This window comes from Pirellulales bacterium, assembly GCA_035546535.1.
GTDB lineage: Bacteria > Planctomycetota > Planctomycetia > Pirellulales > JACPPG01 > JACPPG01.
The window spans coordinates 1-13,465 of sequence record DASZWQ010000207.1 but is presented as its reverse complement, the minus strand read 5'-3'; the positions used below and the strand labels follow the sequence as shown (position 1 = coordinate 13,465).

Here is a 13,465-nt window from a genome sequence, read left to right as displayed (position 1 = left end):
AACAAGCAAAAATGCCCGGGGATTTACACCTGCGGCTGTGCAAAGGACTTTTGCTCCACGGTGCGGAGCAACCAGGTTGGCCCATGAGATGCCTCCTCGCTAACGGGGCAGGGATCTAGCTGGCCAGAAATCTACCAGGGCAGAGCCCCTAACAGGGCAGCGACCTAACAAAGCCTGGACCGTTCAAACTGAAGTGCCCACGAACGAAGGGAAATCTCGAACTATCATGTCGTCGACCAAGCCATTTGCCGTTTCTTTGCGTGCCGCCGGTTGCGTCGCCCTGCTCTTGACCGTCGTATTCGTCGGGGGCTGCAAGCGGAAAATCGTGGCGCCGCCAATGAACCCTGCCACGCCGGAAGACATCAAGCTATTGACCTCGCAGGTGGCGGGCCCCAAGAAGCGGGTGAGCTTCATTCCCGATATCCGCGTGACGGCTGCCAATCGTTTGAAGGAGATCGGCCCAGCGGCCAAGGAAGCCATTCCCGCGCTCGAGAAGCTGGCCAAGGACAAGGATCCCGAAGTGAAGAAGGTCGCCGAAGAGGCCCTGGCGAAAATCAAGGGATCGTAGGCGCGCTGCCGTCCGGGCATCGCAAGCACTTCACATCTAGCTGGCACAATGGATGCCAGCGCCAGCTGATACCCGGCCACTCCGGCTCCATGTTCTTCGACGCGCAGAGAAAAGGGCCGGCCTGACGGCCGGTGGACCTTCGCAGCTCGCGAACGTCCTTCGGACTCGTCCAGCTCGGCCCCGAAATGCAAGGTTCGAGGAATCGCGCTTCATGGCAGCCGTTTACCGGCCGAGCAGCTTGGCGATGATGAAGATCACGATCGCTCCCCCTACGCCTCCGCCCGCCAGCAGATACACAAGCGAATAACCAGCGGCGCCTACAAGTACCAGACTGCTCATCGGTTCCATGGTCGTTCTCCGCATTCAGAATTATCTTTGATGGTTTTTGAACTACTGCGCTTCGCTCGGATTGCGCAACGGCCAAGCGGAACGCTGCGAGCCCTGCAAATGCAATTGGTGTGCCAGGAATCGGAAGGGCTCGGTCAAACGTGAAAAAGCGGTGTTTTTCCGTGGGAAAATGCCGCTGACCGTCATCCACCTGGCTGGCGAGCAGCCACTGGCCAGCCATCGTGGGCGCGTCACTTGATCGCCACGATCTCCAGGGCGCCCTCTTTGCGCGTCACGCTGATGCCCACGTCGTGTGAGTAGCGATCCAGCACCAGATCGGCAACGGCGTCGCGCACGCGGAGATTCTTGATCGTGACGCAACTGAGCGACTCGGGCAGCACCGGTCGCGTGAAGCGCACCTGCCGGCGGGGCGCGTCGATGGTCAAGCCCAGGCAGGACTGCAAGATGTAGAACACCGCGGCCGCGGCCCAGGATTGCGGCGAGCAGGCGACCGGATAGAGCGTGGGTCCCTCGCCGTTACGGCGCGGGAAGCCGCAAAACAGTTCAGGCGTGCGGCGCAGCTCGAAATACGTGCTGGCGTCGAACAAGCCGCGCAGAATCTCGAGCGCCGCACGCTGCAATCCGTAGCGGGAAAGCCCGTGGGCAATGAGCGCATTGTCGTGGGGCCAGATCGAGCCGTTGTGATAGGCCATGGGATTGAATCGCTTCTCACCAGTCGCCACGGTGCGAATTCCCCAGCCGGAGAACGACGTCCCGTCGAGCAGCGTCTGCGCCAAGCGCGGTGCGCGCTCGGGGCGAGCGATCCCGGAAAACAGGCACTGTCCGGCGTTCGAGGCGCGGACGCGGCACGGCTGCTTGTCGGCATCGATCGCGAGGGCGTAGGTCGCCAGCTCGTCGCACCAGAAGGCCTGGTCGAAGTCTCGACGCAAGCGCGCGGCGGTTGTGCGCAGCTCGTCGGCGCGTGGGGTGTCGCCGAGCGCCTCGGCCAGCCGCGCGGCGGCCAGTCGGGCCGCATAGACATAGCCCTGCACCTCGGCCAGGGCCAAGGGGGCCGCCGCCAGCGAGCCATCGGCGTGAAAGACGGCGTCGACCGAGTCCTTCCAACCTTGCGATACCAGGCCATTGGGCGACTGCCGCGCGTATTCGACGAAGCCGTCGCCATCCTGGTCGCCGTAATCATCGATCCAGGCCAAGGCGCGCTGGACGTTCGGCCATAGCGCGGCGACGAATTCGAGGTCGGCGGTCCGCTCGTAGTAAGCGCCCGCCAAGATGACAAACAAGGGAGTGGCGTCGACGCTGCCGTAGTATTTTCCGAAGGGGATTTCGCCGAGCGCCGCCATTTCGCCGCGGCGCGTCTCGTGCAAGATTTTGCCCGGCTCGGCATCCTGCTGGGGAATGACCTCGGTCGCCTGATTCTTGGCCAGGTACGAGAGCACCGCGCGGGCCATATCCGGATTGATCCACAGGTACTCAAGGGCCGTGATGATTCCGTCGCGCCCGAAGATCGTACTGAACCAGGGGACGCCGGCATAAGGGTAAGGGCCGTCGTCGGTGGTTGTCGCCATCATGTGCAGGTCGGCCGCCGAACGCGTAAGCCAGGCGTTGAACAGGGCGTCGGTCGTGTCGATCACGGCGTCGCCACGCCGCGCGTCGGCGGTTAGCTGCCGGGCGTTTACGACCGCTTTCTCGAAGGGCACGGTCGCAAGCCCTTCTTGCGCGCGGCATTCGATGGCGATCTCATAGGCGCGCTCTTCGTTGGCCGCCAGGTGTACGTCAAACCATGCCGCCGTGGCATTCAAACGATCGGGCGCGGGCGAAAAGCGAATGACCGTGCGGCGCAGTACGTCATCCAGACCGCGATAGGCGAGTACCAGCCGATCGGGTTCGACGGCCGGATCACAGCGGCGCCCGCGCTCGGCGCGCTTCGTGCCGCGGACCTCGAAGATGTCGACGAAATCGGCATCGAGCGACAGCCGTAGCGACAACTGCACGTCGTGCAGCGCGTAGTTGCGCACGCGCAGCCTGAGATAACACGTCGACCGCCAGAGAAAGCACTCTCGCAGAATGTGTACCGTCTCGCGCGGGAAGACGACGGTATCGGCGGCCTTCAGGTCGGGGTTCGTCAGGTCCACCGTCAAGAGAGTATTGTTCTCCATGACGGTCGAGCTAAGTAGCAACGGCTGGCGTCCGTTCAGCGTCAGCTTGCAGCCGTTGAGAAAACGTGTCCCTTCGAAATACAGCCCTTCTTCGCCCAGCCCCAGCGGTTGTATATCGCCATATTGGTCGAAAACGGCAAACAGATCGTCGTGCTTGAGCACTCGCGCATGGTCATCGATACGCGACGACGTCGCGAGGATGTAATACTCGTTGTTGACCTCGATGATGTCATCCATGGGCGTTTCTTCGGCATACGAGGGTCTTGAAAACATCGACGTACTGCCGCGCCACGCGCTCGATCGTAAATCGTTCTTCGAACTTCGCGCGGCAGGCGCGACGGTCCCAATTCGCCAGCCGACCTACGCAGGCCACGGCCGAGTCGATACTGTCACAGAGGCAGCCGGTGATTCCCTCGTCGATGACCTCGGGCACGGCGCCACAGGGGAAAGCGACGACCGGCGTGCCGCAGGCCATCGATTCGATCATGACCAGCCCGAACGGCTCGGGCCAATCGATGGGAAACAGCAGCCCGCGGGCGCGGCCTAGAAAGTTGTTCTTCTGCTGCTCGTTGATTTCGCCGACGAACTCGACATGCGCCTGGCCGAGCAGGGGCTCGATTTCGCGATCGAAGTATTCTCGATCGGCATCGTCGACCTTGGCGGCGATTTTCAACCGCATGCCGGCGCGCTTGGCAATCTCGATGGCGCGGTCCGGACGTTTTTCTCTCGAAATGCGCCCCAAAAATGCCAGATAATCGTCCGGGTGTGGGTGGAAGTCGAGAAGGTCGCTGGGCAGGCCGTGATGAATCGTGGCCTGCCAGGCAGCATCGGGCAGAGGCCGCCTTTGGTCATTGGAAATGGATACGACCGGCATATCTGTGAATTCGCGATACAGCGGCACCAGGTCCGGAATGTCCAGGCGCCCGTGCAGTGTTGTTACCTGTGGAACATTCGCCCGCCGCGAGACCGGGTAGTGCAGATAGTCGATATGAAAGTGAATGACGTCGAATTCGCCGGAGCGCTTCACGACCTGTTCCACCATCAGGACGTGATGCGCCAGCCGATCAATGCACGACTCGTCGAGCCGCAATGAATGAGGCGTTACCGGCACGAGCCGGGCCGCGGTTGTTGAGTCGCCGCTGGCGAACAAGGTTACATCGTGACCTTGCCGCACGAGCCCTTCGGTGAGAAACGACACCACCCGTTCGGTGCCGCCGTAGAGCTTGGGAGGAACGCTTTCATAAAGCGGCGCGACTTGTGCAATTCTCATGGCCCACACCGCACGGTTCACACCGTACGTGAATTGTCGATGTGCTGGGCGAACGGCTCGCTGCCAACTTTCGAGCGGCTCACGCGACTTAGTGGTGCTTGAAGTACTGCACCTCACGTTCATGCTTCTCCGCCGCAGCCCGATTGCCAAACGTGCCGAGGTTGCGACGTTTGCCGGTATGCGGATCCTTCTTGCGCGAATACAGCCGGTAGCTGCCATTGCTGAGCTTGCGGATCATGGCGTCTCCTTCGGATTGGCGCCGTAAATGATTGAGACGAAAACGCCGCGGCAACGTGCCCTCTTCCGTGAAGACCAGGCACGCTGCCGCGGCGGGGCGTTTACGGTGCCGGAGGCGGATTCTTGCCGTGCATATCCACGGTGGTTTCGGTCGTTTCGGTCGTTTTCCCTTCAGGAGTGGTTACCGTCGTTGTCTTCTTGACGGAAGTTTCTTTGCCACAGCCGACGAGAGCCGCGCCCGTGAGGGCCAACACGAAAAACAGTCGAACGAGTCTCATGATTCACGCTCCTTGGTTAGTGTGCGCCGCCGCGCAACCCCCATTTCCTTCGGCGCCGCGGAGTAATGCAAATACAGCAGCACGTTCCACGCGTTATAGAAGTTCCAGGGAATCGCCCCGAACAACGCGAGCAGCAATACAATCGCCACCAGCACGCCGATGCTGCCCGATGGGTAGTAGCCCCAGCCGTTGTTGTACGGCCAGGCCGGCACGGCACCGATCACTAGCAAGACCAGGACGATCAGCAGCAGGGTAGCCATACATCACCCCTTCGGTTCGTTGATCCGGGCGCCACCAGCGACGTTTGATTCGGCCAAGAAGTTCCGTTCCTTGGCCAACGGAGGAAGTTGCATTTCGCATGCCAACTCGCTTGAGCCAACGGAATCTGGGTGGCAAAACGAAAATCGACGGTGCCCGTCGAATCAGAATGGCTGACGCCCTGCGCCCTGTCGCGTTAAGCATCCGGGGCGCGCGGCCAGTCGCGAAAAAAAGTCTTCTGCAAAAAAAGTGAGTCGCGCCCCGCGCTGCACCACGCTCGGTAGTGCCGGCGGGCGCGACTCCCATCGCGCAAGCCCTATTCTCAAATGGTCGTCTTCGGAGGTCTCGGGCGCTCTCGTCGCTCACCACCAATAACGATACGGACGATAGTAGGCGCCATAACCGTAAGCGCGCGGACCGTAATAGCCGTAGGGGCGATAATAGCCGCGATAATACGCGGCGCGACGACCATAGCCGCCGTATCCGCCGTAATAGCCGCGCCACGGGCGGGCCTGGGCGGACGGCATGTCAGCCGAGAATCCGACGATTAAAGCGACGAACGTGGCGATGGCCAGAATGCCTTTGCGAAACATGATTGTTCTCCTCCTCCGGATGCGATCCCGTATTTCCGTTGCTAATAACGGGCACATTTCGTGCCAGAGTCAGGACGCTGCGGGTATTTCCGCCGCATATTCCCGTGGTGTGTCTTCGTCCACCGTTACAATCGCATCCACGGCGATGTGCAAGGATCGCAGCTTGTTCCGGAGGCTGCCGCGGGTGATGCCCAGCAATTTGGCCGCTTGCGATTGGTTGCCGCGCGTGTGCTTTAACACGCGCGCCAGGACATAGCGATCGACCATGGCGATCGTCTCGGCGTACAAATCGTGCGATCTCTTTTGCAATTGATGATCGACGAACGACTGCAAATCGCTGGCCGGCATTCCACTTGACGGCTGCGGCGCGCTGGCTCCTCGATCCTGGTAATAACGTACGTCCTCCGGCAAAAACTCGGGCAGTATCAAGGGGCCCGTCGTTTGCAACAGAGCCTGCCGCAAAACCGCCTGCAACTCGCGCACGTTGCCTGGCCAGGGATAGCGGGTCAGGATCTCCTGCGCGTCGTCCGACAGGCCGCGCACTTCTTTACCCACCTCTTTCGCGAATCGCTGCACGAAACGCGAAATCAGCAGTTGCACATCTTCGCCGCGTTCGCGCAGGGGTGGCAACTTGATGGAAAACCCGTTCAAGCGGTAGTACAGGTCTTCCCGAAAATTGCCGTTGAGCGCCATATGCTTCAGATCACGATTCGTGGCGGCAATGATGCGCACGTCGGTTTGAATCGTCTCGCCGCCACCCACGCGCTCGAAGCGCTGTTCCTGCAGCACGCGCAACACCTTGCTCTGCACGAGCGGCGACATATCACCCACTTCGTCGAGAAAAATCGTCCCGCCCGAACACTGCTCGAACTTGCCGATGCGGCGCTGATCGGCGCTGGTGAACGCGCCTTTTTCGTGGCCGAAGAGCTCGCTTTCCAACAGGGCTTCGGGAATCGCGGCGCAATTTACCGCCAGGAAGTGTTTGTCCGCTCGGCGGCCGTGGTGATAAATCGCCCGCGCCACCAGTTCCTTGCCAGTCCCGCTCTCGCCGTGAATCAGCACGGTGACGTCCTGCGGGGCAACGCGGCCAATGGCCTTGAAAACTTCCTGCATGTGCGGGCTGCGGCCGATTAACTCATCGCCACCAGGAGTGCTGGAATCGCCCAATTCCAACTCCACGGGAACCTGCATCAAATTGCGAATCTTGAGGGCTCGATCGACCAGCTCGCGCAACTTGGGAAGATGCAGGGGCTTTAGCAAATAGTCGTACGCGCCCAGCTTCATGGCTTCGATTGCCGTGTCGCTCGAGCCACGGGCCGTGATGAAGATGACAGGCAGCTTCGCGTCGCGAGCTCGAATCTTATGGACCAGGTCCAGCCCTGAGCAATCGCGTAATACGATGTCCAACAGCACGACGTCCGGGTGTTGATCAAGCAGCGCCAGGGCCTGCTCAGCAGTTTGCGCCGTGAGCACCGAAATCGGTGAATCGCGAAACGCCTGGCTGACCATGTGCAAGACGGCGCGGTCGTCGTCAACCACAAGCACGTTCGGCATTGCGCTTACCTCCGGCCTTCGCGCTCCATCGTGAGGGCCAAGGATGTTTGCCCCGTCTGAGCGAACTTTCACACTCTCGGACGCAAAACGTATGCCACGCCGAGAGGTCGCGCAGGCTCAGCGGTTACCCCGATCAGGGAGCGAGCAAGTCATTTTGGCATTCGTATTGCGTCTTTATCGAGGAAGTACTGATTTCCCGGCGTGCCAATTGCCCGATGAGGATCACGTGCTGCGCGCTGCCGAGGCTTTTTTTGTAACGAATCGAGAGCGCTGGTCAGATTGTGTCCGGTGCGGCCGTTGGCGAACCACAGCGAAATCCATTCATTAAATGGCAGTAAACATGAATCAGATTGATTCTGTCGTGGTATCGCGCGGTTCTAGCGACGCGGAAGCATTGTCGCGCCTCGAGACATCGGCGGCCGGGACCTTCGAGGAAGAGGTCGGCGCACCGCGGAGCAATGCACGCATCGACCAGATTGCAGAGCGAGTCCTCGAACTTGTTAAGCGTCGGAAAGCCGTGCCGCGCGCCACGTACCGCCTCCAGTTTCACAACGGATGCGGTTTTCGGGATGCGGCTGCCGTCGTTCCCTACCTGCATGCCCTCGGCATTTCGCACGTCTACGCTTCGCCGGTCTGGCACGCGCGGCCGGGCAGCACACACGGATACGACGTGTGCAATCACCAAGAGTTCGACCCGGCGTTGGGGGGCGGGACAGGTTGGGACGAATTCCAGGCAGCGTTGCGAACGTTCGAAATGGGGGTGCTTCTGGACGTCGTGCCCAATCATATGAGCACGCACGCCGAGAATCTGTGGTGGACGGATATTCTCGAGAATGGGCCCAGCTCGCCATACGCCAAATTCTTCGACATCGATTGGCAACCGGGAAGACAAGAGCTCGACGGTCATGTGTTGTTGCCCGTGCTGGGCCGGCAATATGGCGACTCGCTCGAGTCCGGCGAATTGACCGTTGCCTATGAGTCGGGCGGGCTGTTCTTGCGTTATTTCGATCGTTGGCTGCCGTTGGATCCTAAGACGGCGCCCTTGGTTCTTGCGCAAAACCTTGACGAGTTGCGCGGGGCTTTAGTCGATGAACCCGACACTTTGGCCGAGTATGAAAACATTCTCACAGCCCTTGATCATCTGCCGCCGCGGACCACGATCGATCCGGATGCAGTGGTCGAGCGGCAGCGCGACAAGCAAGTGATCAAACGGCGGCTGCGCGAATTGGCAGATCGCTGTCCTGCCGTGCATGATTTCATCGATCGAAACATTCGTCGCATCAACGGCATGGCCGGCAATCCGACGAGCTACGATGCGCTCGATCAGTTGTGCGCGGCACAGGTTTACCGGCTCTGCAACTGGAAGGCGGCCGGGGACGAAGTCAACTATCGGCGTTTTTTCGACATCAATGAGCTCGCCGCGCTGTGCATCGAGGACCCCGACGCGTTCTATCAAACCCACCGCCTGGTCATGCGCCTGCTAGCCGAAGGTTCGGCCGCCGGATTACGAATCGACCACATCGACGGGCTTTACGCGCCCGAACAATACTTGTGGCGATTGCAGTGGAGTTACCTGGCAGAGTTGATTCAGTGCGCGATCAACGAAACGGGCGAACCTCTAGCGAGCGTGCATGCCAGCAACGCGAGCAAGCCACCACCGAGCAATGGCGCTAGCCCATCAGCGCCAAAGCCCCCCTCGGCGCCGCTCGGCAGCGGACCGGAGACCAGCGTGCCGGTCATTCTTGCCGTATGTCAGCAACTCGGCATTCCGGCTCCGCGTGGTGAAGATTGGCGCGCGATCCTTGGACCGACGGCCGAGCTTCCGTCCGAAGCGGATTTGGTGGGCGAACCGATCCAAGTTTCCCCGTCCACCGCCGGTGGGAACGGCGACATTCCGCTGTTCGTGGTCGTGGAAAAGATATTGGGGCCGCACGAGCCCCTGCCCGAAACGTGGCCTGTCGCCGGCACGACCGGATACGATTTTTTGCAAATGAGCGACGGATTGTTTCTGCCCGACGATGGTTGGCGGCAGCTCAAGCGCGATTACGCCCGGGTTATCAACGATCCGACGCCTTTCGAAAAGGTCGCGCAAGACAGCAAAAAGCTGATCCTGAGCGTGGCGATGGCGGGCGAGTTGCAGATGCTGGCGCATCGCCTGAATCGCATCTCCGAGCAGCATCGTCGGACGCGCGACTTCACGCTGAACATGCTGCGGCTGGCCTTGCGCGAAATCCTGGTGTGCTTTCCCGTTTATCGGATCTATCCCGGTCCCTGGGGAGTTTCGGATCGGGACCGGCATTTCGTCGCCATGGCCGCCGCCATGGCCAAGCGACGCAATCCGGCGATTGACGCCAGTGTGTTCGATTTCGTGTGCGATGTCCTGCTACTGGAGCATCCGACGGGCTTGAGTCCCGAAGCGATTCACCAGCGCGAGCTGTTCGCCGGTCGGTTTCAGCAGGTCACTAGTCCCGTCATGGCCAAGGGGATCGAAGATACCGCGTTTTACCTCTATGGGCCGCTCTTGTCGGTGAATGAAGTCGGCAACAGGCCCGAAACGCCGGTGGTAAGGCCAGCAGAGTTCCACGACTGGAACCAGCAGCGAGCCAGACATTACGCGCACGCCATGCTCGGTTCGTCGACGCATGATACGAAGCGAAGCGAGGACGTGCGGGCACGCTTGAACGTACTGGCCGAAGTTCCTCGCTTGTGGCGCGCGGCGGTACAGCGCTGGATGCGATTGAATCGCCGCCGCCGCAGCGAGATCGATGGACAACCGGCTCCCAGCCGGAGAGACGAATATCACTTCTATCAGAGCCTGGTCGGCATCTGGCCCCTTAACGACGAGTATGAGCGGCAGGTTCTGACCGAGCGCATGTGCCAATACATGGACAAAGCCGGCCATGAAGCCAAGGAGCGCACCAGTTGGATCAACCCGAATCAGCCGTACGATCGGGCCATGCGCGATTTTGTGACCACGGTGTTGGACACCCGCAAAGAAAATCGCTTCCTTGCCGATTTGCGGGCCTGGCAAAGGCCAGTGGCGACCCTCGGGTTGGTGAATGCGCTGGCCGAGTTGGTACTGCGGCTAACATCACCAGGTTTTCCCGACATTTATCAAGGGCAGGAATGCTGGGCGTTTCGCCTGGTCGACCCCGATAATCGCGTGCCCGTCGATTTCTCGGCGCACGGACGATTATTGAGTGAATTGGAGTGCATGGTTCAGGAAGCGGGTCTGCGCGCCACGGCCCGCGAGCTGACCTCGAATCTGGCCGATCCGCGCACAAAGCTTTTCGTCACCTGGCGATTGCTGGACACGCGGCGGCGCTTCGCTCAACTCTTTGCCTCTTCGCATCGCTACGTGCCGCTACATGTGGCGGGCGAAAAGGCCGAGCATGTGGTGGCGTTCGCCCGGTTGGCAGAGGAGAATTCGCCGGATTCTTCGCAAGGTGTAATTATCGTCGTGCCGCGACTTGTGGCTCGGCTGATCGGCCTCGACAGCAATTACGATGTGTCGCCGCTTGTTCCCTGCGGCTCCGCCGTTTGGGGAAATACGACCGTCGAGCTTCCCAGCGACATCGTGGGGACTTTCCAGGATGTGCTTACGGACGTCCTACGCGAATCCCACAGCGCCCTACGCGTGGCGGAATTATGCGAGGACTTCCCCGTCGCCGTGCTGGCGCGAGTCTGAACCGTTCACTGGCCTTCGCCGCGAACTGCAATCATGCCGGCCCATGGGGCTCCGCCTCCCGAACATACGCTGCCAGGTTCATGCCGCGATTACGTCGCTGCCCGGATGATCGAGCCAGAGCAGCATCGAGAAATAGTCGCGCAAATGTCGCGTCAGCAAAAAGTTTTCGCGCACGAACTCGTGGCCAACGTCCCCCATCCGCATCCGCTTGTCGTTGTAGCGCAGCAGATAGCGGATGCGGTAGGCGGCGCCGGCCGGTGAGTGGACGAGGAAACCGGTCTGATAATCGTGGACTTGCAAGGCGATTCCGCCCGAGGCCCCGCCGATCACGGGCTTGCCTTTCCACAAAGCTTCGGTGACGGTGAGACCAAAACCCTCTTTCAGCGATTTCTGCAGAACGATGATTGCCGACCGCTGCAGCGCGTTGATTTCCCGATGCGAATCGGGCGGCAACAAGAGTACGTGCAAGTCGGGATCGTCGCCGGCTCGGTCCATGACCTCGGCCAGGACTTCGGCCCCTTCGGGATCGTCATCAGCCGGGCCGCCTACCAGCACCAATTGCAACTCCGGATGCGAAGGCTTGACGAGCCGGAACGCCTCGATGACTCCCAGTGGATCCTTGAAGCGGTCGAAACGCGAGACTTGAAGCAGCATGGGACGTTCCGGATGGATTCCCAGCCGCTCCAGGATGGCGATACGCTCGGCGTCATCCATCGGCAGATTCTTGACGGCCAAAGGATCGATCGACGGAGGAATGAGGAACATCGGCCGATGGATGGGGCGTGTGAAGGAAGCCATCGAGAAAATCGTCGCCTCGTAGTCCACGACCGCCTGGCTCAAATGCTTCCACACACCGCGATGCGGCCGCGAGGCATCGATATGGCAGCGCCATACCCAGCGGCCTACCTTGCCCGGCGGAGTGAAGTGCGGCAGAAAAATCGGCTGTGGGTCATGCACGAATACCACGTCAGCCTGCAGATCCAACCGTCGGGCATTCGCCTCGTTGATGTCCATGTGCAACTGGTAATCGGCGGCTCGCAAGTTGACCGGCAGCCCTTGCATTCCGTTGTGAAACGCTTTGGTGACCCGGTAGAAATCAGCCGTTCCCTGCAGGACTTCCCAGCGGGTGTCGATTCCCAGCTCGACCATCAGGGGAATCATCCAGCCGAGAATCTCGGCGACGCCGCCCCCCTGGCGCGTCGAATTGACATGCACGATCCGCTTGCCGGCCAGGCGCGAACCAAGCCGCCGCAAGCGCTCGATTTCATAGCGCCCGACGACTTCTTCGTAGCGAGTCAACAGGCTCATGCGGCACCTCCCAGGATCGCCTTCGGCTCCGCGAGAAACGCGCACAGATGTTCCAGCAACTGCTCGCGCAATTGGTTGAGGTTGAGGAAATAGAAGTCGATTTTCCGCACGCGGTGGACCAGTTCCTCCGGGGCTTCGATCTTCGCGAGCCAAGTCGAAAAATCGTCGACGTTCTTACGGCGATAAGCCTCGTGAACGTGGTAGAAGAGCGAACGCCGCGACATGCGCGGGAGTGCCTCGACCAGCCCGGCGAGCGTCGAAAACCGTTCCCCTGTGTCAAAGGCTACGAGCCGCGACTCGACCAGGTGGAGTTCCAGACCGGGCCGGCACCAGGGAACCCGCTCCAGCGCCCACAAATGGTCCTCCAACACGTCGACCACTTCTGCGCGGGCCCCTTCGATGCTCTGACGGGCGTAGGGATTCAAAAGCGCCAGCTCCTCCGCCAGTTCCCGATCGCCAAGGGCGTCCCAACACCAGCGGGCCAGGTCATTGGGGAACTCGTACAATTCGAAATGGTCTTCCAGGGCGCAGCGCATCAGATGGTGCTCGAGCACCATGGTGTGCATCGAACGCATGGCGTCCAGCAGTTCGCGCAAGTTGTAGCAAGCGCGACCAGTCGCGCAGCGCACCAGGCTGCAATCTTCCACAACAAATTCATGCGACATGCGTTTATCTCCTGCCAAATAGCCCAGCGTATCGGCGACGGCGCCAGCGCGTCCTGTAAGATCAAAAAGCGAGGAGACTCAGTTCTGCTGCGTAGCGGACACCTCTACGGCTGTGCCTGTGCACGCTTCTCCCGTAATCGATCCCGTAGCGGTGTTCCCTCGACATCGACTTGGACTCCGCCAGGTCCCACATTTACGTCCACCCCTTCAGCGGGGCGGGGAGTGACGGGAATCGCAGGCTGACGGTCAATATGAACCTCCGTGCCTGGAGCTTCGACCGTGACTTCGCGACCTGGCTCGGGCGCGCGATCGATGCGTTTGTCTTTGCACCCCGTGCTGGCGGAAAGTAGCACAGATAATACGGCTGCAACGATTGCAGGGGGTAAGATCCTCATGGCGATTCTGCTCCTGTGAACGGTTTCCTTAGGGGACTCACGCAAGGCGGTCCCCCCTCGAGCGGGCTTGTTGCAAGCCGCATGCCAACGGTCGGCGCGCGGGCAATCCGATTGGCGTCACGGCGCGCGGACTAGCCGCGCGCCGAC

At 60.8% G+C, this 13,465-nt stretch carries 12 protein-coding genes; 2 read left to right on the top strand and 10 right to left on the bottom strand.

Annotated elements, in window-relative coordinates:
- Positions 1 to 226 precede the first annotated feature (226 nt).
- Positions 227 to 568: a HEAT repeat domain-containing protein gene (locus VHD36_24450; GenBank protein ID HVU90496.1), complete on the top strand. Its 342-nt coding sequence runs from the start codon at positions 227 to 229 to the stop codon at positions 566 to 568.
- 222 nt (positions 569 to 790) lie between these two features.
- Here VHD36_24450 and VHD36_24445 read toward each other — a convergent pair whose 3' ends face one another.
- The 8 genes from VHD36_24445 to VHD36_24410 all read right to left on the bottom strand — a co-directional run bounded on the left by VHD36_24445 (position 791) and on the right by VHD36_24410 (position 7,262).
- Positions 791 to 916, bottom strand: a complete 126-nt coding sequence (locus VHD36_24445) for a hypothetical protein (protein HVU90495.1) — start codon at positions 914 to 916, stop codon at positions 791 to 793.
- Positions 917 to 1,146: 230 nt separating this feature from the next.
- Positions 1,147 to 3,309 carry a glycogen debranching N-terminal domain-containing protein gene (locus VHD36_24440; GenBank protein HVU90494.1) on the bottom strand — a complete coding sequence of 721 codons (2,163 nt, stop codon included), beginning with the start codon at positions 3,307 to 3,309 and terminating at the stop codon, positions 1,147 to 1,149.
- Positions 3,302 to 4,342: a glycosyltransferase family 4 protein gene (locus VHD36_24435; GenBank protein HVU90493.1), complete on the bottom strand. Its 1,041-nt coding sequence runs from the start codon at positions 4,340 to 4,342 to the stop codon at positions 3,302 to 3,304. Before VHD36_24435 ends, VHD36_24440 begins: the two co-directional genes overlap by 8 nt.
- A gap of 88 nt (positions 4,343 to 4,430) precedes the next feature.
- Positions 4,431 to 4,580 (bottom strand): hypothetical protein, encoded by a 150-nt coding sequence (locus VHD36_24430; protein ID HVU90492.1) that lies wholly within the window; start codon positions 4,578 to 4,580, stop codon positions 4,431 to 4,433.
- Between the two features lie 100 nt (positions 4,581 to 4,680).
- Positions 4,681 to 4,857, bottom strand: a complete 177-nt coding sequence (locus tag VHD36_24425) for a hypothetical protein (GenBank protein ID HVU90491.1) — start codon at positions 4,855 to 4,857, stop codon at positions 4,681 to 4,683.
- Complete coding sequence (locus VHD36_24420; protein HVU90490.1) at positions 4,854 to 5,117, bottom strand: DUF3309 domain-containing protein; 264 nt, start codon at positions 5,115 to 5,117, stop codon at positions 4,854 to 4,856. The genes VHD36_24425 and VHD36_24420 overlap by 4 nt, the downstream gene beginning before the upstream one ends.
- Positions 5,118 to 5,477: 360 nt before the next feature.
- A complete protein-coding gene (locus VHD36_24415; protein HVU90489.1) occupies positions 5,478 to 5,708 on the bottom strand; it encodes a hypothetical protein in 231 nt (76 codons plus the stop codon).
- Between the two features lie 69 nt (positions 5,709 to 5,777).
- Positions 5,778 to 7,262, bottom strand: a complete 1,485-nt coding sequence (locus tag VHD36_24410) for a sigma-54 dependent transcriptional regulator (GenBank protein HVU90488.1) — start codon at positions 7,260 to 7,262, stop codon at positions 5,778 to 5,780.
- A 340-nt stretch (positions 7,263 to 7,602) separates the two neighbouring features.
- Between VHD36_24410 and treY the strand changes: the two genes are divergently transcribed.
- Positions 7,603 to 10,950: a malto-oligosyltrehalose synthase gene (gene treY / locus VHD36_24405; GenBank protein HVU90487.1), complete on the top strand. Its 3,348-nt coding sequence runs from the start codon at positions 7,603 to 7,605 to the stop codon at positions 10,948 to 10,950.
- A 78-nt stretch (positions 10,951 to 11,028) separates the two neighbouring features.
- Here the strand turns inward: treY and VHD36_24400 are convergent, their stop codons facing one another.
- Both VHD36_24400 and VHD36_24395 read right to left on the bottom strand, forming a co-directional pair.
- On the bottom strand, positions 11,029 to 12,258 hold the full coding sequence (locus VHD36_24400; protein ID HVU90486.1) for a glycosyltransferase: 1,230 nt from the start codon (positions 12,256 to 12,258) through the stop codon (positions 11,029 to 11,031).
- Complete coding sequence (locus tag VHD36_24395; protein ID HVU90485.1) at positions 12,255 to 12,923, bottom strand: DUF5752 family protein; 669 nt, start codon at positions 12,921 to 12,923, stop codon at positions 12,255 to 12,257. Before VHD36_24395 ends, VHD36_24400 begins: the two co-directional genes overlap by 4 nt.
- Positions 12,924 to 13,465 lie beyond the last annotated feature (542 nt).